Here is a 26,040-nt window from a genome sequence, read left to right as displayed (position 1 = left end):
GGGGCCAAAACCTTGCCTTTGCCTGTTGTAACAGGTTAGATTCAGCCAAACTTTATACAATATACAATTCTGTAACGCCCAATCGTGACCCGACCATGACCCCACCCTACAAGACCCGAACCCAGATGGTGATGGAAAACCTCCGTGGCCGGATCCTCCGTGGGGAGTTCCCCGCTGGCGCCCCCTTGCGTCAGGATGCCATTGCCAAAGAGCTGGCCGTGAGCCGCATTCCGGTGCGCGAAGCCCTGATGCAACTGGAAGCGCAGGGGCTGGTGAAGTTCGAAGCCCATCGCGGCGCCGTGGTCACCATGCTGGACGCCTCGGCCATCGAAGAGCTCTTTTATTTGCGAGCGCTGCTGGAAGCCGATACCCTGTTTCACGCCGTCGACAAGATGACGGAAGCCACCTTCGCGCAAGCGGAGGCGATCCTCGCCCAGTTTGATCACGCCCTGGAGTCAGGCACCCAGATCGAACATTGGGCCGAGTTGAACCACAGCTTTCACGCCACCCTCTATCAGGCAGCCGGTCGCCCCCAGGCACTTGAACTGATCGCCCAGATCAATCTGAGCTGTGACCGCTATGTCCGCTTCGAGCTGCTCTTTGCCAGCGACGGAGTAGACAAGGCGGAACGTGAACACGCCCAATTGCTGGAACTGTGCCGCGCCCGGCGCAAGCACGAGGCGGTGGTGCTGCTCAGGCAGCATATCGAAGCGGCAGGTCAGTCGATCAAGCGGATCCTGGCCAGCGGCCATAAAAACTGAACACTCATATAGCAACCATCTGGCACTAACGACATGAATAATTTCGAGATAATTGAAACCCGCGTCGCCCAAGTCAGGGCCGAGCTGGCCATGCAGGAGTTGGACGCCTTTATCGTCCCCCACGATGATGAGCACCTCGGCGAGTACATCCCCGCCTATGCCGAGCGGCTTGACTGGATCACCGGTTTCAACGGCTCTGCCGGCGTCGCCATCATCATGGCCCAGCGGGCAGCCCTCTTTGTCGATGGTCGCTATACGGTGCAGGCGCGGATGCAAACCCCCGCCGAACTGTTCGAATTCCTCCACCTCATTGAAAATCCCCATGTGCAGTGGCTGGCCGAACAGCTGCCGTCAGGCTCCCGGGTTGGCTTCGATGCCCGCCTGCACAGCCTGACCTGGTACAAGAATGCCAAAGCCGTGCTGGCCGATCGCGGTATCGAGCTGATCCGCGTCGAGCAGAACCCCATCGACCTGAACTGGAGCGATCGCCCGGAGCCGACCAAGAGCCCGGTCATCCTCTACAGCGAGGAGCTGGCGGGCCAGTCCAGCCAGTCCAAACGTGAACAGCTGGCGGCCGACCTGCGCAAGCGCGGGCTGGATGCCGTGCTGCTGACCCAGGCCGAGCCCATCAACTGGCTGCTCAACCTGCGCGGCCGCGACATCGACCGGTTGCCGGTGGTGCTGGGTTTTGCGGTGCTCTACGCCAACACCAGCATGGATTTCTTCGTCGATACCGACAAAATTGACTGCTTCGCCTTCACCCAACACGTGGGGCAGGATGTCTCCGTCTACCCCATCGACAAGCTGGGCGACGTGTTGCAGCGCATTGGTGAAGATCAGCAGAAGGTGCTGGCCGATCCGGACAGCGCCAACGCCTGGACCCAACTCGTCATGGAAGAGGCGGGCGCCATTCTGGTGGCTGGCCAAGACCCCACCATGCTGCCGAAAGCGTGCAAGAACGAAATCGAGCTGACCGGTATGCGTGCCGCTCACCTGCGTGATGGTGTGGCCATGACCCGCTTCCTCGCCTGGCTGGATCGGCTGGTCGCCTCCGGCGAGTTCGAGGGGGTGGATGAAGGCACCCTGGCCGATCAGGTGGAAGCGTTCCGCCGCGAGCAGGAGCACTACGTCGAGCCAAGCTTCGACACCATCTCGGCGCTTGGCCCCAACGCCGCCATGTGCCACTACCACCACACCAACGGCACCCCGCGTGCGTTTGGTCAGGACAGCCTCTATCTGCTGGACTCCGGCGCCCAGTATATGGATGGCACCACCGACATCACCCGCACCATCAAGGTGGGTGAGGTGAGCGACGAGCAGAAAGCGATGTTTACCCGGGTACTGCAGGGCCATATCGCGCTGGATCAGGCCCGCTTCCCCCGTGGCACCGCCGGTATCCAGCTCGACGTGCTGGCCCGCATGCCGCTGTGGCAAGCCGGTTACAACTATGACCACGGCACCGGCCACGGCGTCGGCCACTTCCTGAGTGTCCACGAAGGGCCCCAGCGCATCGCGCCAAAAGGGAGCATGGTCGCCCTGCAACCGGGCATGGTGCTCTCCAACGAGCCGGGCTACTACCGTGAAGATGGCTTTGGCATCCGTTGCGAAAACCTGGTAGTGGTGACCGAGCTGGAACAGGTTGGCGAGCTGCCGATGCTGGGCTTCGAGCGTCTGACCTACGTGCCGTTCGATACCCGCCTGATCGACCGCAGCCTGCTGAGCCCTGCCGAATTCCGCTGGATCAACGAATACCATGTCGAGGTGTTCCGCCGCCTGAGCCCGCTGCTCGAGGGCGAGGATCTCGCCTGGCTGGAGCAGGCAACCAGCCTCATCTGATGACACAGGGCCTGCGGGCCCTGTTTTTTATCCCCCCTTTTGACCTGTATCAACACCCAAAGCGAGCAGGTCAGGAGAATGGCGGCCATGAAAAGTCATCATGCCAGCCCAGCCCGGGGCTCACACGCCGCAGCCAGCAAAAAGGCGAGTGACCATCCCAGACTCATGCGCGAGCAGCAGACGGTCAGCGCCATGATCCGCCTCTACTGCCAGCACCATCATCAGGATCCCCATTGCCGCCACTGTCGCCAGTTGCGGGATTTCGCCCATCAGCGCCTTCGTCGCTGCCGTTATGGCCACGGCCACAAACCCACCTGCGCCAACTGCAACATCCACTGCTACGCACCGGCGATGCGCAAACAGATCCAGCAGGTGATGAAGTGGAGCGGCCCGCGCATGTTGCTGCGCCACCCCTGGCTCACCCTCCGCCATCTGCTCGACGGCTTGCGCAAAGCGCCCAAACTGCCCCAGAGCCGCCCCCTGCCGCCATAACCGCCAATCCCTTGCATCCGGCAGGGGATGACCACTACCCTATGACTCCTTTTTTGCCGTTGACCCCAAGGTCAGCGGCGTTGCCGATCCGTTTGCTGCCAATGGAGTCCTGATGCACCACAACCCGCCCCTGCTACGCACCGCTACCCACAATGACATGCACGCCATCTGGCAGATCGATGCCAAGGTGTTTGGCGAAGATGTCTATCCCGCCTTCTTCTTCCGTCAGGCGATGGATTTGTGGCCCGAGTTGTTGCTGGTGGCCGAATACGAGGGGCAGCTGGTGGGGTATGTACTGGGGGGATTCGGTCAGGAGCGGTCGCAAGGCTGGGTGCTCTCGCTGGCGGTGCTGCCCGAGGCGCGCGGTTTCGGCCTCGCGGAGCGGATGATGCGCCAGATGGAGGCCAACCAGCAGGCGCTGCAGATCAGCGAACTGCGGCTCACAGTCGATCCGGCCAATCCGGCCCAGCGCCTCTACTACCGGCTCGGTTACACATTGCAGGCGGAAATAGCCGACTATTTCGGCCCCGGAGAAGACCGTCTGCTGCTGGTTAAAACCCTCTCTGGTACAGCTGCGATTCAAGGACAAAACCGGTTACAGAACGCATAATTGGTTACATTTTGCCGATTTCATGTGTGACGGGGTTGGAGTAAAGTTCACTCATCAACCGGATTGTTCAAATTACGTGCAGCCCAGGAGGCCCACCATGTTGAAGCGTATGACCCTTATTGCCCTGCTGGCAGCAACCACCATCACCGGATGCGCCAACAGTGACGTTTACTCTGGCGATGTTTACACCAAAGACCGCGCCAAACAGGTGCAGACCGTCAGCTACGGCACCATCATCTCCACCCGCCCGGTGAAGATCCAGGCCGATGAGAACTCCCTGATTGGCACCATTGGCGGCGCCGTGGTCGGTGGCCTGCTGGGCAGCACAGTCGGTGGCGGCACCGGACGCGACATCGCAGCCGCAGGCGGCGCCATCGCCGGTGCGGCGGCAGGCAACGCCATCGGCAACAAGATGAATCAGGTCGACGGTGTCGAGCTGGAGATCAAGAAAGAGAACGGCGAAGCCATCGTGGTCGTGCAGAAAGCCAGCCCCACCTTCACCCCGGGCGCCCGTGTACGCATGACCCAGGGCAATGGCAGCATCAACGTGGCCGTCGTGAATTAAGCGTGTGAACTCAGGCTTTGCAGCTCTCGAGTCATAAAAAAACCGCCGATCCCGGCGGTTTTTTGTTGTCTGGCATTCGGGATTACATGCTGTAGGCCTTCTCGCCGTGCGTGGTCACATCCAGTCCTTCCCGCTCGGCATCGCCGTTCACCCGCAGACCCACCAGCATGTCGACCGCCTTGAAGGCAATCGCCGCCACGGCACCGGACCAGAGCAGAGTGACACCGACCCCGATAGCCTGGATCTTCACCTGAGTCAGGATGGAGTAGCCCTCGGCAACCTGATTGGTGACATAGTCCCATACCCCGGTACCGCCCAGATCCGGGCTGGCAAAAACGCCGGTCAGCAGGGCGCCGAGAATACCGCACACCCCGTGTACGCCAAACACGTCCAGACTGTCATCGGCACCCAGCAGGCGCTTGAGACCGTGGACACCCCACAGACCCGCCACGCCACTGATAAGGCCCATCACCAGACCACCGCCCACACCGACGAAACCGGCTGCCGGGGTGATCACCACCAGACCGGACACAGCACCAGAGGCGGCCCCCAGCAGGGAGGGACGTCCCTTCATCACCCACTCGGCCAGCGTCCATGAGAGAGCTGCCGCAGCCGGCGCCACCCAGGTGTTGATAAAGGCGAGTGCGGCGATACCGTTGGCTTCCAGCGCGGAGCCCGCGTTGAAACCGAACCAGCCGAACCAGAGCAGGGAGGCGCCGATCATGGTCATGGTCAGGCTGTGGGGGGTCATGGGATCACGACCGTAGCCCAGACGCTTGCCCACCAGATAGGCACCCACCAGACCCGCCACGGCGGCGTTGATGTGCACCACTGTGCCGCCAGCAAAGTCCAGCGCACCGTGCTGGAACAGATAACCGGCAGTTGCAGTCGCCGTGGCCGCAGCCTCGGCGCTGATATAGGCATCCGGACCCGCCCAGTACCACACCATATGAGCCAGCGGGATATAGGCGAAGGTGAACCAGATCACCGAGAAGAGCAGCACGGCAGCAAACTTGATGCGCTCGGCAAACGCCCCCACGATAAGGCCGCAGGTGATGGCGGCAAAGGCCCCCTGGAACACCACATAGATCAGCTCGCTGATCCCGACCCCCTTGCTGAAGGTGGCGGCGATGGAGTCAGGGGTCACCCCCTTGAGCAGCACCTTGCTGAAGGAGCCATAGAAATTGCCCCCCTCGGTAAAGGCCAACGAATAACCGTAGATCACCCAGAGCACGCAGATGAGGCAGAACAGGGTAAAGACCTGCATCAGCACGCTCAGCATGTTTTTGGCCCGTACCAGACCACCGTAGAAGAGGGCCAGACCGGGGATCGACATCAGGATCACCAGCGCCGCCGAGAGCAGCATCCAGGTGTTGTCACCCTTGTTGATTGTCACGCTGGCAACCGGTGCCACCGCCGCCTGTACCTGAGCGACCTCTTCGGCCCAACTTGGGGTAACCAGCAAGGCAGGCAACATCGTCAGACCCGCCATCATCCATTTTTTGACCATAGAGCACTCTCCTTCCCTGTCGTACCGGTACAAGACCGGCTCCGTTTCCCTGATTGAATCTGTGGCGAACCGCAAGGTGTTGCTGCAACCCGCCAGAATCACACCCGTGCCCGGCACGGGGATGTCTCTTGCCACTTCCTCATCACTGCGTCTGCCGCCGATGACCGCAAGAGACCGTCTGACATGTAAAAAGCATAAAGCGGGCCACAAATTTAAATCCTTTTAAATCATTGCATTAGTAAGATCACGCATCATCAACGCACCAATTTGGCGCATGAGCTGCGCTAACCTGCCCAGGGTCGCCCTGTCACAGGGCAGGCGATACTTCACGCACCAGAAGTGCGCAAACCCTGAGCCAGTCCACAAGCTGACGTCATCGATATCGCGCGCTGCGGGCCCGCTCGTTTACACTGACAGACCAGCCGTTTCCTGTTATCCGACCACGGCATGCCATTACACAGCCCCTTGTTTGCAACCTGATGGCAGGCCCAATCCGAGGAACACCATGCAGTTCGATCGTCTCGACATCAGCCTCTCCCACTACCGTCATCTCGACCGGGAGCATCGCGCCCACATCGCGCTGCTGGGGATAGTGATGCTGGCCATCATGGCCCTTCATCTGTTGCTGCTGCCCCACTTCCCCTACGAACGCTTTTACGCCGTCAGCTTTGGCTTCGAGGTGATCAACTGGCTCACCATGCTGTTCCTGTTCTGGGTGGTGCAGTGCGCCCACCTGCCCACCCATACCTACCGCATGCTCTCCTGCGGTCTGATGTTGTGGATCATGGGGGCCACCGCCGACATCATGGATGAACTGGTGGCGCAGCCACTCTGGCTCGCCATCTATGCCGAGGATCTGCTGCGCTCCAGCGGCATCCTGCTCAGCAGCATCGGCATCCTGAGCACCATGCACCACCTCTTCCACATCAATACCCAGCTCAGACAACAGGCACTGTTCGACGATCTGACCCGGCTGCCAAACCGGCGCTACTTTCATCAGCAGCTGTTTCTGGAGCAGGGGATTTGCCACGCCCTCATCCTGCTGGATCTGGATCACTTCAAGGTGATCAATGACAACTACGGCCACGATATCGGGGATCGGGTGTTGCAGCAGTTTGGCGAGCTGTTGCAACAGCACTGCCCGCCCGGTGCGCTGGCGGCCCGTGTCGGGGGTGAAGAGTTTGCCATGCTGCTGCCCGTCGCCCACGAAGCCGAGCTGCAGCAACTGGCCAACACCCTGCTCACTGCGACCCGCACCATAGCCCCCGACCCGGCCCATACCATGACGGTCAGCCTGGGAGTGGGGATCCGCGAGCCCAAGGAGCCGGCCGTCTCGCTGTTCAAACGGGTGGATCAGGCGCTTTATGGCGCCAAGGAGGCGGGTAGAAACTGCGCGGTATGGGCGACGCCGATTAATAAAGAGGCGTAAAGAGCTATCGGTGGATTGCCGATCACGGCGGAACATTGCTGCTGAAACAGGGGCCCAAGGGCCCTTGTTTCATGTGGGAAATCCCCCCGCCTAAAAGCGGAAGGTAAGACCGATATTGGCCTGCCATTGGGTTACCAGCTCCCCGCGCACCTTGAACACGCACTGCTCCGGGTTGCAGAGAAACTGATTGTTGTCGTTGACCAGCGAACCATAACCGCGCACCTCGGCCCGCAGCGCCAGATGCTCGGCGAGGCGCGGTTGCACCCCGAGCGCCAGCGACATGGAAGGGGTCACCTCGCTGTCGTAGGCGGCAAAGCGGGTCACCCCGATCCCGGCGCCGATGTAGGGCGCCATCAGGTTGTCAGAGAGGGTCAGCGCACCGGCAAAGTGCAAAGTATCCACCGTCAGGCGATCCGGCTGGTCGGGAGAGAGGGTGGTGGACTGATGGCTGTAGAGCAGTTCGATCATACCGGGATCATCCACCTCCTTGCTGATAAAGAGGCCCCAGCTGCCGGAGCTCTGCCCCTGCAGTGAATCAAACGATGCAGAAAGCGGCACCGGCTGCACCACCTCGTCACTCTTCTCGAAGTCGATGGCTGAGCTGTAGCCAAAAAATGGCGTCACCTGCCAACCGGATGTGGTCGCGGCCTCGCTACTCCAGGCCTGCCCCAGTGGCAGCAACAGCCCCATCATCAATATCCCGGCTCTCTTCATCATCATCCCCTGCTCCCTGTGTGATTGTGCAGAAAGCATACCAGAGGCGTCCTAGGCCCATCCTAAACGGCGGCTGTACCGGATCACTTTCATCGCGGGATTTCCCTCTCGCCGGAACCTCTGCCGAGCCGCCCCACTGGCGCCGCTATGCGCCCCTGCCACCATTCATCGACGGTTAACCTCTGCCACGTATGCTGGCGCCAAATCGGGTCATCGGGGCCCGTTATCACCACTCAAAAGGACATCAGGGAATGGTTGCCGCGCAACTCAACGACCCCACAACTACCCTCGCGGATACCCTGCGGGCCACCGCGCACGCCATCGACGAGAGCCACATCAGCCTGCGCCAGATGCTCGCGCTGGTGGGCGAGCAGGGCATGCTGCTGTTTTGCGTGCTGCTCACCGTCCCCTTTCTGTTGCCGGTCTCCATTCCCGGGGTCAGCACCCCGTTTGGCCTGTTGATCCTCTTTATCGGGATCGGCATCACCCTCAATCGGGTGCCCTGGCTGCCCGCCATGCTGATGGAGCGCCGCTTCGCCGCCGACCAGCTCAAGCCGACCCTGCACAAGGGGGCGGATCTGCTGGCCCGGGTCGATCGCGTTATCCGCCCGCGCCTGCTAGTGCTGACCGGCAGCAACACGGTCAACCGCTGCAACGGCCTGCTGATCATGCTGGCCGCCCTGCTGCTGATGCTACCCCTGGGCGCCATCCCCTTCACCAACGCCATGCCTGCCTGGGCCATCCTGCTGCTGGCCACCGGCATGTTGCAGCGGGACGGTCTGTTCGTCGCCAGCGGCTATCTGCTGGTAAGTGCGACCCTGGTCTGGTTCAGCGTGCTGGCCATCGGCTTGCTGATGGCGGGCCAGAGCGCCAGCGGCCTGCTCGGCTAACCCCGATGCACAGAAAAAGGGCGACCAGATGGTCGCCCTTTTTGATTTGTGCGGGATACCGCCCGGTCAAAGCAGATCGTAGATAAGGGCCGAGATGGCAAGCAGCCCCATCACCAACACAAAAAGGGTACTCGGCCCGCGATAACGCTTGAGTGCGGGCAAGCGATAGATAGAGCAGGCCGGCAGCAGAAACAGGATCACCGCGATCAGCGGGCCACTGACGCGCTCGATGATGTCGAGCACATTGGGGTTCAGATAGGTGATGACGGCGGTCACCATAAACAGGATCACCGATGACACCCGGGCGATGGTTGACTCCTTGAGGGAGAGCCCCAGCCCCTGACAGGCACCACTCACCATGCTCACCGTCCCCTCGCTCACCCCCATGGAGGTGCCGAGAAAGGATTTGGACATGGCCAGAATGGCGATGAGTGGCCCCACATAGGCGATCAGCGGGTTGGAGAACTTGTTCGCCAGCGCCGACAGCACGGAGATATTGTCGGTGCGGGCCAGCGCCATCTCGGCCTGACTCAGACTCATCACGCAGCTCACCACGAAAAAGAGCACGCTGCCGCAAATCAGCATGCTGCTGCACTTGATGATCCGCTTGGCACGCAGGTCGGCACTCTCCTGACAACGCTTTTTCTGCGCCGCGCTGAAGGAAGAAATAATGGGCGCATGGCTGAAGGAGAAGACCATCACCGGCACGATCAGCCAGAGGGATTTCCAAAACGCCGGATCACGCCAGTCCACCGCTTGACTCTCGCTGAAATAGGAGAGGGTCCACTGGGGCAGCAGATAGATAGAGAGGCCAATCAGAAAGGCAACCATCGGCAGTGCCAGCACGCTGATGGCCGACACCACGATCTGTTTGCCGGCCAGCAGCACCAGATGCAGGCCCAGCATCACCCCCAGCACCAGCAAGCCGCGCGGAAGCTCGGCATCCCCCAGCTGGTGAACCACGAAGCTCTGGATCGCGTTGGTGATGGAGATGCTGTAGACCAGAATGATGGGGTAGAAGGCCATCAGATAGACCAGCATCAGCAGCTTGCCCGCCCGCGCCCCGAAGTGCTCCTCCACCACGTGGGTGATATCCCCCTCCTTGTGGGAGCTGGAGAGCACAAAGCGGCTCAATGCCCGATGGGAATAATAAGAAAGCGGAAAAGCCAGCAATAAAATAAACAGTAAAATAACCGGGGAATTACTGCCAACAGTAATAGGGAGAAATAACGTACCGGCACCGACAGCAGTGGCATATAGGCCCATGGTCCATACCGAATCGCTTTTCTCCCATTTCAATTTTGAAACAGGGTTACTCTTTTCAGCAATAGAAACACTCATTGCAATATATACCTTATTAATCTGTCATCATTATTTTTATTGGCCCGAATAACAGGCTGGAGATATGTCGTTGCATATCGCCCTGCACATGAAAAAACAACGCCGCCAGTGGCCAACAGGGCCACCGGAGAGAAACGGAGCTGCCACGCTACCATCGTTGAAATCGCTATCCGGGTCAAGGTTAATAATTCATGACTGTTTGAATCGGAATGTTTCAAAAGACAACAGGATGTATCACATTCGTCACCCAAAACCCGATTCACGCCTGTTTGATAACATACCGATAAAACCTCATGCTGTTGCCCAACAACATAAATAGGACCAGCGAACAGGCCGATAATATTAACACCTTAAGCTGTGGAATATGAGTTAAATAATACGGCCAACTTTTCTACTAATTGACAGTGATGTCAGCCAATTTATTCAGGGTAAAAGCGCAGGCTATTTCCGACAGCGACCGAGGCGGCACTTTCAACCTGCCGGGCAGTGCGCCACCCGGTTGCGGCCTGCCCGCTTGGCCCGATAGAGCCACTCGTCGGCCCGAGCCAGCGCCTGATTGATCTCCTCCTCCGGCTGCACCAGAGTTGTGCCCAGACTGACCGTGATGGCGACCGGATCGGCAGGCAGCGCTTCGACGGCGGCACGGATCTGCTCCGCCATCTGCAGCAAACCGGCTTCATCGATCCGCGGCAGCAGGATCAGAAACTCCTCGCCACCGCTGCGCACAAAGAGGTCATCCGCCCGCAACAGGGCATCGATACAACTACTGAAGCGCTGCAAGGCCCGATCTCCCTGCTGATGGCCGTAGTGATCGTTGAGCTGCTTGAAGTGATCGATGTCGAGCATGATAAGACCACAGGGGGCCTCCCCTGCCCGCAACGGCTGGCAGTGCTCGAAGAAGAAACGGCGGTTGTAGAGGCCGGTCAGCTGGTCGGTTTCGCTCTGGCGCAGCAGTCGCTGCTGCAACTCGTACTGGCGGGTGATATTGCGGGTCACCCAGGCCACCGCCCGCTTGCCATCATAGAGGGAGGGCAGCGGCGCAATCTTGCCCTCAAAACGCTGTATCCCTTGCGGCCCGGCGGCGGCATTGATCCCCCCCACCTCGGCAGCTGAGAGCTCATACTCCACCACCCGCACCTGACCGCTCGCCAGCGACTCGGCTACCTGCGCCTTGACCCATATGGCCATCTCGGGTGGCAGCACATCGGCCAGCTGCTTGCCCGCCAGCGGATTGCCGTCGTGATAGGATTGCTGCTCCATACCGCCGATATATTCCACGTAATAGCCATCTTCACTGAGGATAAAGACGGGATCTGGCAGCTGGGCCATCACTTCATAAAGCTGGGTTACCGAAAGCGCCACGGAAACTCCTGTACTTCAACGTCAAACAGGGGGGAGATATTCTGCCTCAAGAGGACTCACTCGCCCTCATCGGCAGCGCAGAAAAATCTGCGGCCACAGCCAACAACCCTTTACATCTAGCAGCCCGCCAGCCTCTCGGCCACCACAGGTGGCCAGCGCGTTGCTACTCCCGCCACTACGCTCGCTCACGGCGGCGAAAGCCCCCTCACCCGGTCGCGCATATCCCATTGTTTCAACTCACAAGTTCATTTACGCTGGCCGTCCTGAGTCCAGTTTTCACCTCATCAGCCATCAGGGAGCCAGCCACCCGCAACCGTAGGGGCTGTACCACGGAAAAGGAATCGCCATATGAAAAACGCCATCGTTACCGCCCGCTTCGACGCTATCAGCACCGAAGGGGAACAGCTCACCCTCAAGATCGCCATCAAGGCCCCCGAGCCGGATCCCAAGTCCGCCAGCGGTGACTGGCGCTGCAAGGTGAAGCTGGCAGGGCTGAGCGACAAGACCTTTATCTACGGCATCGACAGCCTGCAGGCCCTGAGCCTCGCCATCAAGTTTGTCGAAACCGAACTGCGCGCTTTCTCCGATGCGGGCTGGCAGTTCTATCTGCCCAATTGCCCCGATCACCCCATCGACATGAGCGCCTGCTACTTCCCGGCGCTCTAGCCCAAGGTCAACTCAGGGAGCATGGGGTGCAGCCCAGCTCCCACAATATCCCTTTCATCGACAACGAGCTCATCATAGGCAAGTGCTGCCCCACAACCCGCAATGCCAAGGGTGCTGTCAGAAAATTTGACAATTAAATCAATAGCATGCATCCAAAAACAATTGACAACAATTCTCATTTAATCAATTATTGATTTCCAAATGAACCACTATAGAGATAATGGATGAAGCTCTGCTTAGCCACAGCATTATTGCTGTGCAGTATTTCAAGTGCCAATGCCAATACTTGCCCATTGAGTAACTGAAACACACTACACGCTGGTGAACATTACTCTATTAATGCCGATGGAAAGTATTGCATCAATTTCAACAAAGAAAACATCACGGTGGTAAACCTTTCTAGTCGATACATTGAAATAGAAGACAAAAATTCAAATCCAACTGTTATATACCCTGGTGAATTTGTTGATGTCGATACCATATCAACAATCGCAAATTCAACCAAGGTAGTTATCAGCATAGAGCACGATAGCTTTATCGTGATAAGAGATATAAATGAAAGCAAGCGTAACAAGAGAGCGGCACCAGTCGTATGGGCAGGCGGCGGTGCCGTTATCGGGGCGATGACCGTCATTGCCAGCAATCCTGATGCCAGCATGAGAGAGATTGCTACAGGTGCATTTGGTGGTACCGTTACCGGTAGGTTAAGCCCCATCATGGGAAATGGTGTCGCAGGCATGATGGCTTCAAGCAGTGCTGGCCTAGCAGCAAGCGGGGGCTGTGCCTCATGTCACTAGTGATAATAATCGTCACATTGATAGCGGCCGTTGTAGCACCCTTTCTTTTAAGCAACAACCTTGCCCATCGAATTGCACTGCTACTAATTTCAAGCGGTTCAATACTATTTAATTATTTCTCGGACACTTTCTCAGCCTGGATATATTTAACCTTTATTTTATTTACAGTTATTTTAAAGGCTAACTATCGTTCTACTCTGGTGCGTTGTGATGATGCAATACTAGGTTGCTATATAATTTTCTACATCCAGCCATTAGTTTTCAGGATGATTTAAAACTCTCTATTTAAATGAAGCTGACAAAATAAACTAGCCATAAAAAGAGCGCATATTATGCGCTCTTTTTATTTAAGGCCTGTTTGGTAATATTTATCAACCCGTATTACGCATCCCTGCGGCAATACCGGCGATGGTGACCATCAGCGCCTTGTCCAGCTCGGGGTGCAGGGTCTCCGGGTGGTTGCGGGAGCGATTGAGCAGCTCGGCCTGCAGCACGTTGAGCGGGTCAGTGTAGGGGTTGCGCAGCTTGATGGACTCCTTGATCCACGGCTGATCCTCCAGCAGATCCCCGCGCGGGCTCAGTTTCAGCACCACCTCGATGGATTCGGCGAGCTCCTGACGCAGCTGTTTGCCAAGGCCCCACAGCTCCTGCGGTACCAGACGGGTGTCGTAGTACTCGGCGAGCCAGACGTCCGCTTTGAGGAACACCATCTCCAGCATCTCGAGGCGAGTGCGGAAGAAGGGCCACTGGGCGCTCATCTCTTCCAGCACCGCCAGCTTGCCGCCGTCGATGGCCTGTTGCAGCGCCTTGTGGGCACCGAGCCAGGCCGGCAGCATCAGGCGGTTCTGGGTCCAGGCGAAGATCCACGGAATGGCGCGCAGGCTCTCGACGCCGCCGTTGGGCTTGCGCTTGGAGGGACGGGAGCCGAGCGGCAACTTGCCGAGCTCCATCTCCGGGGTGGCGGCACGGAAGTAAGGGACGAAGTCCGGATGACCGCGCACGATACTGCGGTAGTGATCGCAGGAGTCGGCGGCCAGCTGTTCCATCACCTCGCGCCAGCACTCTTTCGGCTTGGGCGGTGGCAGCAGGTTCCCTTCCAGTACGGCGCTGGTGTAGAGCTCCAGACTCTTGATCGCCACTTTCGGCAGACCGAACTTGAAGCGGATCATCTCCCCCTGTTCGGTGGTACGCAAACCGCCGCGCAGGGATCCCGGCGGCTGGGAGAGGATGGCCTGATGGGCAGGCGCACCACCACGACCGACGGTACCGCCACGGCCATGGAACAGGGTGAGGCGGATGTTGTTGGCTTCGGCCAGCCCCACCAGGGATTCCATGGCAGCGTACTGGGCCCAGCCAGCGGCCATCATGCCCGCATCCTTGGCAGAGTCGGAGTAACCGATCATCACGTACTGACGGCCCTGAATGTAGCCGCGATACCAGTCCACCGAGAGCAGACGCTCCATCACGGCGGTGCCTGCCATCAGGTCATCCTGGGTCTCGAACAGCGGGGCGACCGGCATGCGGAACTTGCAACCCGCCTCTTTCAGCAGCAGTTGCACCGACAGCACGTCGGACGGTGCACCGGCCATGGAGATGATGTAGATACCGAACGCATCGGGGTCGTGCTCGGCGATGACCTGACAGGTATCCAGCGTCTCGCGCACCTCGGCGCTCGGCTCCCAGTCGTGGGGAATGAGCGGGCGACGGGAGTTCAGTTCGTTGAGCAGGAAGGCCTGCTTGTCATCTTCACTCCACTCGGCGTAGTCACCCAGACCCAGATAACGGGTCAGCTCGGAGAAGACCAGCCCGTGACGTTCGCCATCCTGACGGATATCGAGCTTGACCAGATGGATGCCGAAACAGGCGACCTTGCGCAGCACATCCAGCAGCATGCCATCGGCGATGTTGCCCATGCCGCAAGCGTGCAATGAGTGGTAGCAGAGCTCCAGCGGCTCGCGCAGCTGGGCGGTGGTCTTGACCAGATCCTGGCTCTCGCTCGCCTGGCCCTGCACCTTGGCGGTGAGGTGCTCCTTGGTTTCGCGCAGCGCTTCACGCAGCTCGCGCACCAGCGCACGGTAGGGCTCGGGGTGATCGCCAACGCGAGCGCGCACGGCGTCGGTACAGTCGGACATGGAGAGCTCGGAGGTGAGCTCCTTGATGTCTTTGTAGAACAGGCTCACCGCCATCCAGCGGCCCAGCTCCAGCACTTCGGCAGTCACCTTGGCGGTGACAAAGGGGTTGCCGTCACGGTCACCGCCCATCCAGGAGGTGAACTTGACCGGCGCGGCATCCAGCGGCAGCCGCACACCCAGATGGTGTTGCAGACGCTCGTCCAGATTGCGCATGAATTCGGGAATGGCGGGCCACAGGCTGTTCTCCACCACGGCGAAGCCCCACTTGGCCTCGTCGACCGGTGTCGGGCGCTGTTCGCGGATCTCGTTGGTGTGCCACGCCTGATTGATGAGCTGCTCGATGCGGTTGAGGATCTTGTCCCGCTCGCGGGGCAGCAGGTCGGAGAGCTCCAGCGCCTCGAGGCAGTCGTTGAGCTGCACGTGCTTGTGGATCAGGGTGCGGCGGGTCACCTCGGTAGGGTGAGCGGTCAGCACCAGATCGATATCCAGCTCGCGCACGGCCTGAATGATGGCCTCTTGCGACAGGTTGGAGGCTTTCAGCTTGTCGAACATCTGCTCCAGCGGATCCGGGGTGCAGACCTGCTCTTCACAGCGACGGGAGATGGTGTGGAACTGTTCCGCCACGTTGGCCAGATTGAGGAACTGGCTGAAGGCGCGGGCCACCGGCAGCAGTTCGTCATCGCTCAGGGTGCGCAGGGTATCGAGCAGACGTTCCCGGTCTGATTCATTGCCCTTGCGGGAGGACTTGGCCAATTGGCGAATGGTTTCGATCTTGTCGAGAAAGGCCTGACCCTGATGATCCTTGATGGATTTACCCAGCAGCTGACCCAGCATACCTACGTTGGCGCGTAGTGCGGCGTACTTTTCGTTCATTCCACATCCTTATCTTGTTGGTGCCTGACACCCATCCGGGGTGCGAGACGACCTCACTTATTGTTGTGCGATTACAACATATGCTCCGTCATCTTAGGGTGACAATCTACCCAGATTGTCTGCGCAAGGTCAAATAACAGGCCGATTCAGAACATGTATTTCCATCACCACTCCACAACCGGCTTGTTATGTAACTTACTTACAGTTCTTACGCCCCTTTCACCGCCGCCGCTACAGGCAAAAACGTCTGATCAGGTGCTGCAACACCGAGGTGGTCGGCTTGACGAAGGAGAGGTCGAGATACTCGTCCGGCTGGTGCGCCTGGGTGATATGGCCGGGGCCCATCACTATGGTCTGGCAGCCAAGCTGCTGGATAAACGGCGCCTCGGTGCAGTAGTTGACCGACTCGGCGGCGCGGCCGCTCGCCTTCTCTGCTTCGCGCACCAGCACAGAGTCGTCGGCACAGGCGTAGGCGGGAATGGGTTCGTGCAGATGTTGCAGATGCAGGCAGCCCGGCTGGTGGATTTCGATGGGTGACAGCGCCTCTTTGAGCATTCCCATCAGCTCGTCCGGCCCCACCTGCGGAGTGGGTCGCAGGTCGATATGCAGCTCGCAGCAGCCGCAGATACGGTTCGGGCTGTCACCGCCCTGAATGTAACCGAGGTTCAGGGTCGGCTGCGGCACGGCAAAGCGGTGGTCGGCGTAACGATCTTTCAGATCCTGCTGCAACCGCAGCACCTGCCCCATCGCCTTGTGCATGATCTCCATGGCGTTGACGCCGTTGGCGGGATCCGAGCTGTGACCGCTCTTGCCGGTAATGCGGATCGCCTCCGACATATGCCCCTTGTGGGCCACCACAGGCACCAGCCCGGTCGGCTCGCCAATTACGGCGTAGTCGGGTTTCAGCTCGGCCGCGGCGGCGATGGCGCGGGCCCCCGCCATGGTGGTCTCTTCGTCAGCGGTAGCGAGAATGCGCAGTGGCTTGGTCAGCTTGGTGAGGTCAATATCTTTGAGCGCCTCGACGATAAAGGCGAAGAAGCCCTTCATATCGATGGTGCCGAGGCCATAGAGGCGGTTGCCCTCTTCGGTCACCTTGAAGGGATCCTTGCTCCACCCCCCCTCATCGAACGGTACCGTATCGGTATGACCCGCCAGCAGCAGACCGCCCTCCCCCTGACCGATCGTCGCCACCAGATTGAACTTGCCCGGCAGGTCGGGGAGCGCCGTCACCTCGCACTGAAAACCGAGCTGACCGAACCAGTCAGCCAGCAGCCGGATCACCGCCTCGTTGCTCTGATCCCACTTGGGATCCGTGCTGCTGATAGAGGGAATCGCAATAATATTCTTATAAAGTGAAAAAAAATCCAGATTGGCCATCAGCTCCTCCTTGCGTCCCCGGAATGTTTCTGCTAGAAAATACAAATGCAAAGTGAGTGCATGAATATTCTGTGATTTTACCTGAATATCTGGCTCATCAACAAAGGCTTCTAGTTGTAAGGGAAAGTTAATGTTCTGTCACCTGATCTATAACCGACGACACACACCCGCCTGAATTGCCCCTCCGCACTTGTGCAAAGGGGCGATCGAACACCCTTGTGCACTGCAGCGTCATGCTGTGAATCTCGAACTCTGACTTGGAATATTCAACATGCTTAACACCGTTATCGTCGGTGCCAGTGGCTACGCGGGAGCCGAACTGGCCGCACTGGTACAGAACCACCCACAACTAAAGCTGTTCGGCCTCTATGTCTCCGCCGGCAGTCAGGATGCCCACAAGCGCTTCTCTTCCCTGCATCCCCAGTGGGTCGGAGCCCTCGATCAGCCGCTGCTGCCGCTGGACGAGGATGGCATGACCCGGATCCTGACCCATGCCGATCTGGTACTGTTGGCCACCGCCCACGAGGTGAGCGCCGAGCTGGCACCCAAGTTTCTCGCCAAGGGGCTGCCGGTGTTCGATCTCTCCGGCGCCTTCCGGGTCAAGGATCAGGGCTTTTACGACAGCTTCTACGGCTTCACCCACCAGAGCGAACAGTGGCTGGATCAGGCCGCCTACGGTCTGGCCGAGTGGAATGCCGATGCCATCGCCAGCGCCCAGCTGGTAGCCGTGCCCGGTTGCTACCCGACCGCATCGCTGTGCGCCCTCAAGCCGCTGCAGCAGGATGGCCTGATTGCCAAGGGGTGGCAGCCCATCATCAACGCCGTCTCCGGGGTCTCCGGCGCCGGGCGCAAGGCGGCCATCAACACCAGCTTCTGCGAAGTGAGCCTTAACCCTTACGGCACCTTCAATCACAGACACCAGCCGGAGATCAGCCATCACCTCGGCAAGGAGGTGCTGTTCCAGCCCCACCTTGGCAACTATGTGCGCGGCATTCTGGCCACCATCTATGTGCAGCTGGCGGACGGCGTCACCCCCACGCAAGTGGATCAGGCTTTCCTCAAGGCTTATGAGGGCAAGCCGCTGGTGCGCCTCACCGGCCAGATGCCCTCTATTCGCGGTGTGGCAAACACCCCTTACTGCGATATCGCCTGGCAACAGCAGGGCAACATGCTGGTGGTGGTCTCTGCCATCGACAACCTGCTCAAGGGCGCAGCCTCGCAAGCCATGCAGTGCATAAATATCAAATTCGGATTTGAACCGGCCACCGGCCTGATTTAAGGACTTAGGAAGGATCTCGAACATGGACAAACAGACGTTGGTAATCAAGCTGGGCGGCGCCCTTATCGAGAACGACGAGGCGCTGACCGCCCTGTTCGCCACCCTCAAAACCTTTCTCGACGATCAGCACCGTCCGCTGGTGCTGGTACACGGCGGTGGCTGTCTGGTGGATGACCTGCTCAAGGGGCTGGGTCTTACCTCCACCAAAAAGAACGGCTTGCGGGTAACCCCGTTCGAGCAGATCCCTTTCATTGCCGGGGCGCTGGCGGGCACTGCCAACAAGCAGATGATGGCCAAGGCGATCGCCACCGGTATTCCGGCGGTGGGGCTCTGTCTGGCAGATGGCGGCCTCTGTCAGGTGACCCAGCTCGACCCGGATCTCGGCGCGGTCGGCGAGTGCAAGCCGGGCAACCCGGCACTGGTGGCGGGCATCCTCGGTCAGGGCTTCCTGCCGGTGGTGAGCTCCATCGGCATCACCGCCGACGGGCAACTGATGAACGTCAACGCAGATCAGGCAGCCACCGCCATTGCCGAGGCGCTCGGTGCCGATCTGGTGATGCTCTCCGATGTGAGCGGCATCCTCGATGGCAAGGGCAAGCTGGTGCCCCAGCTCGACAAGCTGACCGCGCTGGATCTGATGGCGAAAGGGGTGATCCGCGATGGTATGGCGGTCAAGGTAGAAGCGGCCCTGCACGCCGCCGAGACCCTCGGCAAGCCGGTCTGTGTCGCCAGCTGGCGCTACCCGGATCAGCTGCTCAAGCTGCTGGCTGGCGGCGCGGTCGGCACCCAAGTGGCCATTTGATCTCCACCGGAACAAGGAACATCCGATGCAACATCTTCTGAAAGACAGTGATCTGAACAAAGCCCAAATCGAGGCGCTGATTGCGCTGGGCAAGGCAGTGAAGGCCGACCCGAAGAAGTACAGCCAGGCACTGGCGGGCAAGAGCGTGGTCACCCTGTTCGAGAAGCCCTCCCTGCGCACCCGGGTCACTTTCGACATCGGCATCGCCAAACTGGGCGGCCACAGCGTCTATCTGGATCAGCAGAACGGCGCGCTGGGCAAGCGGGAGTCGGTGAAGGATTTCGCTGCCAACCTGTCCCGCTGGTGTGATGCCATCGTCGCCCGGGTGTTCGATCACCAGACCCTGGTCGAGCTGGCGGAGCACGGCACAGTGCCGGTGGTGAACAGCCTGTGCAACCTCTACCACCCCTGTCAGGGGCTGGCCGACTTTATGACCATTGCCGAGCACTACGACGATCTGTCGAAGGTGAAGCTTGCCTACCTCGGTGATGGCAACAACGTCAGCCACTCTCTGCTGCTGCTGGGGGCGACCCTCGGTACAGACGTCACCCTGATATGCCCGAAAGGCCACGGCCCGGATACCCAGATCTTCCTGCAAGCGCAGGCTCTGGCGGCCAAGTCGGGGGCGACCATCCACATCAGCGATGACGTGGCGGATATCGAAGGGTTCGACGTGGCCTACACAGATACCTGGGTCTCCATGGGTGACAACACCCCGATGGAGCAGGTCAAAGACCTCTTTATGCCTTACCAGATCAACCAGGCCCTGCTCGACCGCACCGGCATCCAGCACGTGCTGCATTGCCAGCCGGCCCATCGCGAGCTGGAGATCACCTCGCAGGTGATGGATGGCCCCGCCTCCCTCATCATGGACGAGGCCGAAAACCGGATGCATATCCAGAACGCCGTGTTGCTGACCCTTCTGGGTGGCAAGTAACGCGGTACTCAACCTGAATCACGACACTTTTATTGAATCATCATCGAATCATCACGGAGAGAAGTAACATGAGCGGAATCAACAAGATCGTACTGGCTTATTCGGGTGGACTGGATACCTCGGCCATCATTCCCTGGCTGAAAGAGCACTATGACGCCGAAATCATCGCCTTCGTGGCCGACGTCGGTCAGGAGCGCGACGATCTGGAAGGGATCGAGCAGAAGGCGATCGCCTCCGGCGCCACCAAGTGCATCATCAAGGATCTGCGGGAAGAGTTCGTCAAAGAGTACGTCTACCCGACCCTGAAGACCGGCGCCGTCTATGAGGGCACCTATCTGCTGGGCACCTCCATGGCCCGTCCGGTGATCGCCAAGGCGATGGTCGAAGCGGCGCTGGCGGAAGGGGCTGATGCCATCTCCCACGGCTGCACCGGCAAGGGTAACGATCAGGTGCGTTTCGAAGGTGCGGTCGCTGCGCTGGCACCTCAGCTGAAAGTGATCGCCCCGTGGCGGATCTGGGATATGCGCTCCCGGGAAGATCTGCTCTCCTATCTGGAGACCCGCAACATCCCCTGCAAGGCGACCCTGAAGAAGATCTACAGCCGCGATGCCAACGCTTGGCACATCTCCACCGAAGGTGGCGAGCTGGAGAGCACCTGGAACGAGCCGTCCGAAGCGGTCTGGCAGTGGACCGTACCGGCCGAGCAGGCTCCGGATCAGCCGGAGTACGTCAAGCTGACCGTGGCGCAGGGTGAAGTGGTGGCCGTTGACGACCAGCCGCTCAGCCCGCACCAGATCCTGATGACCCTGAACGAGCGTGCTGGCAAGCACGGCGTGGGCCGCATCGACATCACCGAAAACCGGATGGTGGGGATGAAGTCCCGTGGCTGCTACGAGACCCCGGGCGGTACCGTGATGGTCGCCGCGCTGCGCGCCGTGGAAGAGCTGGTCTTGGATCGCCCGACCCGCGCCTGGCGGGAGAAGCTGGGTGCCGAGTTCTCCCATCTGGTCTATGACGGTCGCTGGTTCACCCCGCTGTGCAAGGCGATCCTCGCCTCGGCCAACGCCATCGCCGAAGATCTGGACGGTGAAGTGGTGCTGAAGATGTACAAGGGTCAGGTCACAGCGGTGCAGAAGAAGTCGCCGAACAGCCTCTACTCCGAAGACTTCGCCACCTTCGGCGCCGATGAAGTGTATGACCAGAGCCATGCCGAAGGCTTTATCCGTCTCTACACCCTGGCCAGCCGGATCCGCGCCATGAAGGAGCAGCATCAGGCCATCGGTGGCGACCATACCCACGGCTAAGCAAACGAGATAACCCGTTGATTCCGTTGAGGGGGCATGGCCCCCTCTTCTACAGGCAGAGGGCATAGCCCCTGACCCATCATCAGCGGGTGTGACAAGAGCGGCAGCGCCCCGGCCGCTTCTGTGAGATAACAGACTCGCAGAAAAACAGGGCACGATTTCAAGCTCGGTGGCCAGGGCGCCGCCGACAACGCATTCAAGGAGAGCAGTATGGCACTTTGGGGTGGACGCTTCAGTCAGGGAGCCGATAGCCGGTTCAAGCAGTTCAACGATTCGCTGCGGTTCGATTACCGGCTGGCGGAGCAGGATATTCAAGGCTCCATGGCCTGGGCCAAAGCGCTGGTCAAGGTGGGCGTGCTGACCGCCGATGAGCAGGCAAAGCTGCAACAGGCGATGGAAGTGCTGCTCGCCTCGGTGCAGCAGGATCCCCAGCAGATCCTCAATTCGGATGCCGAAGATATCCACTCCTGGGTCGAGAGCCAACTGATTGCCGCCGTCGGCGATTTGGGCAAGAAACTGCACACCGGCCGCTCGCGCAACGATCAGGTCGCCACCGACCTCAAACTCTGGTGCAAGGCACAGGGCGAGCTGCTGCTCGGCTCCATCACCGCCCTGCAACAGGGGCTGGTCGCCTCCGCTCGCGCCAATCAGGCCGCCGTGCTGCCCGGTTACACCCACCTGCAGCGGGCCCAGCCGGTCACCTACGCCCACTGGGCGCTGGCCTATGTGGAGATGCTGGAGCGGGATTACTCCCGCCTGCAGGATGCCCTCAAACGCCTCGACACCAGCCCTCTCGGCTGCGGCGCGCTGGCGGGCACTGCCTATGCCATCGACCGTGAAGCGCTGGCGCTGGACATGGGCTTTGGTGGCGCCACCCGCAACAGTCTGGATTCGGTCTCGGATCGGGATCACGTGGTGGAACTGATGCACGTGGCGTCCCTTTCCATGACCCACCTGTCGCGCTTTGCCGAAGACCTCATCTTCTACAACACCGGCGAGGCTGGGTTTGTCGAGCTCTCCGATGCGGTTACTTCCGGCTCCTCCCTGATGCCGCAGAAGAAAAACCCCGATGCGCTGGAGCTTATTCGTGGCAAGACCGGCCGGGTGGTCGGCGCCCAGATGGGCATGCTGATGAGCCTCAAGGCGCTGCCGCTGGCCTACAACAAGGACATGCAGGAAGACAAGGAGGGGCTGTTCGATGCCCTCGACACCTGGCACGACTGCCTCGATATGGCCGCGCTGGTGCTGATCGATCTGAAAGTGAATGGCGAGCGCACCATGGCGGCGGCGCAAGGCGGCTACGCCAACGCTACCGAGCTGGCGGACTATCTGGTTGCCAAGGGGATTCCATTCCGTGAAGCGCACCATATCGTCGGCGAAACCGTGGTCTTCGCCATCAGCGTGGGCAAACCGCTGGAAGAGCTCTCCATCGGCGAGTTCCAGCGCTTCAGCCCGGTAATCGAGTTCGACGTCTACCCCAATCTGGAACTGGAAGCGACCCTGGCCAAGCGGGTTGCTAAAGGCGGCGTCGCCCGCGAGCAGGTTGAGGCAGCCCTGACCGCAGCCGAAACCTGGCTGGCAAAACGGACGGGTTAAAAACAATAAGACAAGGGAGCTATAGTAGCTCCCTTTCTTCACTTACAGTGCTATCAGCTCTACCGAATTAGTGGGTAACACCGAATCAATAGAAGCACCATTCTTATATCCGTACACCGATACCTCTGCTCCACAGAATGGGCAATTGCTTTGGTACTCTATTGCAACTCTGAATAACTTCACTGAATATCCATAGAATGGATTACTACACTGATGACAATGCATTGATTTAATTGAAAACATCTTTGATTCTCCACGAATAGAAAGATATGAATTCCTCTCTTCTATGGATATGAAACGGGTGGGCTATTTCATGGGAAATAACCATAGTCACGCTTTGCATCACATCCATACGAATACGCTACCAGATTATTTATTGACAGGCTCGTCATCTACTGAAATCCATATTTTCAGTCATTTCACGCGCTGGCATTGAGCAGTTTGCCCACCCCCTCCCCCTTGCCATTGGGCAGGGTCTGTTTAAAGGCGCCGAGCAGCAGATCGAGGTTGAGATGGCTGGCACCGAGGGAATCCTTGAGGGTATCGAGCTCGCTTTGCAGCGCGTCGAGGCGGGTGCTCTGGGTGCCGCTCGCCAGCTGGTTGCGGGCGCTGTCGATGGCTACGGGAAGGGATTGGCCACCATTCTCCTGCCCCAGGGTCTGCATCAGCTCACCCATAAAGTGGTTGATGGCAGCGCGGTTCTGTTCGCTATCGGCATCCTTGATACCAAGTCGCTGGAACAGGCTCTGGATGGTCGGGGCAAGGTGTTCCTCCTGTACGGCAGGCTGCACGGGCTGGGGTTTGCTACTGCTGCCAAGCAGCTGGCTGCCCAGCTTGAGGGCGATCGAGGCAAGGGGAAGCAGGCTGCTGATCATGATATCTCTCCGCGACAACGACCCTTGATGGTGTTGCCAAGAGATCTGCATAAGCGGGGCCAGCACGACGATAAAACGCACCGCACCGGCTAATCCCTTGAATGGCTGATCTATTTGTTCAAGCAGCAAGCAGGAGATAGCCGAGCGCAAAGGGGAGTCCGGCGGCCAGTAGCTGCCGCCACGGGCGGTAGTGGCAATATGGTGGTAAAGCGTTTTGCCACCCACCCGAGCCGCGACGCCTTCCTTTCACACCCTGATCGCCAACTCTTTGAGCCACTTGCGCTGCTGATGGCACCAACAGAGTAAAACCTGACAAAAGCACCGCAGCGATCAGGCACCGAATAACGACCCGCGGGCTTACTAATCGAGCGGTGATCCGCCCACAAGGCGTGACCAATAGAAATGAAAAGAGGCTCCGAAGAGCCTCTTTTTGTTTCCGTGTCTGAACCCGACTCAGCCCAGCAGCAGATAGAGCTGGTGAGCGGCTACCCCGGCGCACAGGCCGCCGATGGTGTGGGCGACGATGGCGCGGGAGGTGAGGTGGCGATAGCCGAGGGCATCCAGCATGGCGGTGTGGGTGCTCAAGAAGCCGCTCCAGCACATCCCCATGGCGGTAAACACCGCGACTTCGTTACCGGTGATCCACCCCTTGGCAATAAAGGGCGGCACCAGCGACATAGCGGCACCGACCGCGCCGAGCGAGGTGGCCGGGAAGGCGACCAGCTCCGGCTGCTTGAAACCGAACAGCAGGTCAAACAGCCAGCTCACCTTGGCGGCCAGCACCGGCAGCAGGGCAACCCCCTGAAATGCTTCGCCGGTATACCCCTTGTCGCCCGGGCCGAAGGTCAACAGCATCACGAAGGTACTGATGATCAGCACCCCGGGGATCACCGCCATTCCCAGCTCCACGCCAGATTTGCCGCCATCGAGCAGAGAGTTGAGGATCCGCAGCCAGCCGGGAGCCGCCTCTTTGGTCACCCCTACCTTGCGGCCGTCGGACGATACAGCGTCATCGTTCAGCACTTCCCCCACCAAGGGGCGGATCATCCGCTGCATCAGTCGGGTAGAGACAACCGAGCCCACCAGAGCACCCAGCAACCCAATCAGCGCCGCGCTGGCGGTGGATTCACCGCTCGGCAGTTGCAGGGTGGCCATAAAGGTGACCACGATCAGCCCCATGCCGAAGGCGGTGCCGAAGTTGGTGAGCGACACCAGCTGCCACGGAGTGAAGCCTTTGCGAAAGCGGCTGTCCTTGGCGAGGCTGATCACCGCCGGGTTGTCGGAGAAGAAAGTCATCAGGGCCGCCAGCGCGGTGCGACCGGGCAGGCGAAACACCGGCTTCATCAGGGGGGCCAGCAGAACCTCCAGCAGGCGGATCACCCCGAACTCGCTCAAGAGCTGGCTCAGGGCACCGGAGAGCACAGTGATCCCCATGATAAAGAGCACGGTATTGAGCAGTAGCTGGTGGGCGGTATTGAACAGGGTGTTGACCATGGCAGAGAGGCCCATCTGGCTGCCGAGGTAACCGAACAGGCTGCCAAGAATAAGCAGCACCAGCACGGGTTCCATCCAGTTCCGAATGGCGGCAAGTCGCCCCTTTGACTCTATAACTACATGATTTTCCATATCTATCCTGCGGTTCATCTGTGCGTGTGTGGTTGTTTTTATGGTTAAAAAATGGCTGCGCCAAATAGAAAAAAGCCCTTGTCTTGCGACAAGGGCTTTTTGAATTGGCTCCTCCTACTGGACTTGAACCAGTGACATACGGATTAACAGTCCGCCGTTCTACCGACTGAACTAAGGAGGAATTGTAATTGGTGCCCAGAGACGGAATCGAACCGCCGACACGGGGATTTTCAATCCCCTGCTCTACCGACTGAGCTATCTGGGCA

General features: G+C 59.5%; 22 protein-coding genes and 2 tRNA genes. 14 read left to right on the top strand and 10 right to left on the bottom strand.

Annotated features, from left to right (window positions below):
* The first annotated feature begins 95 nt into the window (after nt 1–95).
* The 5 genes from I6L49_RS18140 to I6L49_RS18120 all read left to right on the top strand — a co-directional run bounded on the left by I6L49_RS18140 (nt 96) and on the right by I6L49_RS18120 (nt 4,264).
* Complete coding sequence (locus I6L49_RS18140; protein WP_005340138.1) at nt 96–761, top strand: GntR family transcriptional regulator; 666 nt, start codon at nt 96–98, stop codon at nt 759–761.
* Between the two features lie 33 nt (nt 762–794).
* On the top strand, nt 795–2,597 hold the full coding sequence (locus tag I6L49_RS18135; protein WP_005355029.1) for an aminopeptidase P family protein: 1,803 nt from the start codon (nt 795–797) through the stop codon (nt 2,595–2,597).
* 87 nt (nt 2,598–2,684) lie between these two features.
* Nucleotides 2,685–3,089 (top strand): nitrous oxide-stimulated promoter family protein, encoded by a 405-nt coding sequence (locus I6L49_RS18130; RefSeq protein WP_005356534.1) that lies wholly within the window; start codon nt 2,685–2,687, stop codon nt 3,087–3,089.
* 112 nt (nt 3,090–3,201) lie between these two features.
* Entirely contained in the window at nt 3,202–3,699 is a 498-nt protein-coding gene (locus I6L49_RS18125; RefSeq protein WP_021231619.1) for a GNAT family N-acetyltransferase, read from the top strand.
* Nucleotides 3,700–3,796: 97 nt separating this feature from the next.
* The gene (locus tag I6L49_RS18120) at nt 3,797–4,264 is read left to right on the top strand and encodes a glycine zipper 2TM domain-containing protein (RefSeq protein WP_005340126.1); all 468 of its coding nucleotides are present in this window, start codon (nt 3,797–3,799) and stop codon (nt 4,262–4,264) included.
* A gap of 82 nt (nt 4,265–4,346) precedes the next feature.
* Here I6L49_RS18120 and amt read toward each other — a convergent pair whose 3' ends face one another.
* Nucleotides 4,347–5,774 carry an ammonium transporter gene (gene amt / locus I6L49_RS18115; RefSeq protein ID WP_216950064.1) on the bottom strand — a complete coding sequence of 476 codons (1,428 nt, stop codon included), beginning with the start codon at nt 5,772–5,774 and terminating at the stop codon, nt 4,347–4,349.
* Between the two features lie 505 nt (nt 5,775–6,279).
* Here amt and I6L49_RS18110 point away from each other — a divergent pair.
* Nucleotides 6,280–7,203 (top strand): GGDEF domain-containing protein, encoded by a 924-nt coding sequence (locus I6L49_RS18110; RefSeq protein WP_216950063.1) that lies wholly within the window; start codon nt 6,280–6,282, stop codon nt 7,201–7,203.
* A 90-nt stretch (nt 7,204–7,293) separates the two neighbouring features.
* On the opposite strand, the gene I6L49_RS18105 is transcribed toward I6L49_RS18110, so the two are convergent.
* A complete protein-coding gene (locus tag I6L49_RS18105; protein WP_216951683.1) occupies nt 7,294–7,917 on the bottom strand; it encodes an outer membrane beta-barrel protein in 624 nt (207 codons plus the stop codon).
* 251 nt (nt 7,918–8,168) lie between these two features.
* Here I6L49_RS18105 and I6L49_RS18100 point away from each other — a divergent pair, with 251 nt between their 5' ends.
* Entirely contained in the window at nt 8,169–8,807 is a 639-nt protein-coding gene (locus I6L49_RS18100; protein ID WP_005356544.1) for an exopolysaccharide biosynthesis protein, read from the top strand.
* A 66-nt stretch (nt 8,808–8,873) separates the two neighbouring features.
* On the opposite strand, the gene I6L49_RS18095 is transcribed toward I6L49_RS18100, so the two are convergent.
* Nucleotides 8,874–10,148 (bottom strand): amino acid permease, encoded by a 1,275-nt coding sequence (locus tag I6L49_RS18095; protein ID WP_203119465.1) that lies wholly within the window; start codon nt 10,146–10,148, stop codon nt 8,874–8,876.
* 471 nt (nt 10,149–10,619) lie between these two features.
* Nucleotides 10,620–11,510: a sensor domain-containing diguanylate cyclase gene (locus I6L49_RS18090; protein WP_216950062.1), complete on the bottom strand. Its 891-nt coding sequence runs from the start codon at nt 11,508–11,510 to the stop codon at nt 10,620–10,622.
* Nucleotides 11,511–11,858: 348 nt separating this feature from the next.
* On the opposite strand from I6L49_RS18090, the gene I6L49_RS18085 reads away from it, so the two are divergent.
* Both I6L49_RS18085 and I6L49_RS18080 read left to right on the top strand, forming a co-directional pair.
* Nucleotides 11,859–12,176: a hypothetical protein gene (locus I6L49_RS18085; protein ID WP_005355042.1), complete on the top strand. Its 318-nt coding sequence runs from the start codon at nt 11,859–11,861 to the stop codon at nt 12,174–12,176.
* A gap of 386 nt (nt 12,177–12,562) precedes the next feature.
* Nucleotides 12,563–12,973, top strand: a complete 411-nt coding sequence (locus I6L49_RS18080; protein WP_254127501.1) for a hypothetical protein — start codon at nt 12,563–12,565, stop codon at nt 12,971–12,973.
* Between the two features lie 371 nt (nt 12,974–13,344).
* On the opposite strand, the gene ppc is transcribed toward I6L49_RS18080, so the two are convergent.
* Both ppc and argE read right to left on the bottom strand, forming a co-directional pair.
* Complete coding sequence (gene ppc / locus I6L49_RS18075; RefSeq protein WP_115522987.1) at nt 13,345–15,978, bottom strand: phosphoenolpyruvate carboxylase; 2,634 nt, start codon at nt 15,976–15,978, stop codon at nt 13,345–13,347.
* A gap of 231 nt (nt 15,979–16,209) precedes the next feature.
* Nucleotides 16,210–17,355 (bottom strand): acetylornithine deacetylase, encoded by a 1,146-nt coding sequence (argE, locus tag I6L49_RS18070; RefSeq protein WP_139691312.1) that lies wholly within the window; start codon nt 17,353–17,355, stop codon nt 16,210–16,212.
* A 271-nt stretch (nt 17,356–17,626) separates the two neighbouring features.
* Here argE and argC point away from each other — a divergent pair, with 271 nt between their 5' ends.
* The 5 genes from argC (at nt 17,627) to argH (ending at nt 23,273) form a co-directional block, all read left to right on the top strand.
* Nucleotides 17,627–18,634, top strand: a complete 1,008-nt coding sequence (gene argC / locus I6L49_RS18065) for an N-acetyl-gamma-glutamyl-phosphate reductase (protein ID WP_216950061.1) — start codon at nt 17,627–17,629, stop codon at nt 18,632–18,634.
* A gap of 22 nt (nt 18,635–18,656) precedes the next feature.
* Nucleotides 18,657–19,436, top strand: a complete 780-nt coding sequence (gene argB / locus I6L49_RS18060) for an acetylglutamate kinase (protein ID WP_216950060.1) — start codon at nt 18,657–18,659, stop codon at nt 19,434–19,436.
* Nucleotides 19,437–19,461: 25 nt separating this feature from the next.
* Nucleotides 19,462–20,373, top strand: coding sequence for an ornithine carbamoyltransferase (locus I6L49_RS18055; protein ID WP_033135648.1), 912 nt, complete (start codon nt 19,462–19,464; stop codon nt 20,371–20,373).
* A 68-nt stretch (nt 20,374–20,441) separates the two neighbouring features.
* Nucleotides 20,442–21,677, top strand: coding sequence for an argininosuccinate synthase (locus tag I6L49_RS18050; RefSeq protein ID WP_033115910.1), 1,236 nt, complete (start codon nt 20,442–20,444; stop codon nt 21,675–21,677).
* A gap of 210 nt (nt 21,678–21,887) precedes the next feature.
* A complete protein-coding gene (gene argH, locus I6L49_RS18045) occupies nt 21,888–23,273 on the top strand; it encodes an argininosuccinate lyase (RefSeq protein ID WP_216950059.1) in 1,386 nt (461 codons plus the stop codon).
* Nucleotides 23,274–23,692: 419 nt separating this feature from the next.
* Here the strand turns inward: argH and I6L49_RS18040 are convergent, their stop codons facing one another.
* The 4 genes from I6L49_RS18040 to I6L49_RS18025 all read right to left on the bottom strand — a co-directional run bounded on the left by I6L49_RS18040 (nt 23,693) and on the right by I6L49_RS18025 (nt 26,039).
* Nucleotides 23,693–24,148 carry a hypothetical protein gene (locus I6L49_RS18040; protein WP_216951682.1) on the bottom strand — a complete coding sequence of 152 codons (456 nt, stop codon included), beginning with the start codon at nt 24,146–24,148 and terminating at the stop codon, nt 23,693–23,695.
* Nucleotides 24,149–24,601: 453 nt separating this feature from the next.
* Nucleotides 24,602–25,774 (bottom strand): nucleoside recognition domain-containing protein, encoded by a 1,173-nt coding sequence (locus I6L49_RS18035; protein ID WP_139709717.1) that lies wholly within the window; start codon nt 25,772–25,774, stop codon nt 24,602–24,604.
* 105 nt (nt 25,775–25,879) lie between these two features.
* Nucleotides 25,880–25,955: transfer RNA gene (locus tag I6L49_RS18030), tRNA-Asn, on the bottom strand.
* Between the two features lie 8 nt (nt 25,956–25,963).
* Nucleotides 25,964–26,039: transfer RNA gene (locus I6L49_RS18025), tRNA-Phe, on the bottom strand.
* Nucleotide 26,040: the final 1 nt, after the last annotated feature.

The sequence above is a fragment of the Aeromonas sp. FDAARGOS 1419 genome (genome assembly GCF_019047045.1).
GTDB classification, from domain to species: Bacteria; Pseudomonadota; Gammaproteobacteria; order Enterobacterales; family Aeromonadaceae; genus Aeromonas; species Aeromonas veronii.
Note: the sequence above shows the minus strand (reverse complement) of the source record. Positions and strands in the feature narration are given on the sequence as shown.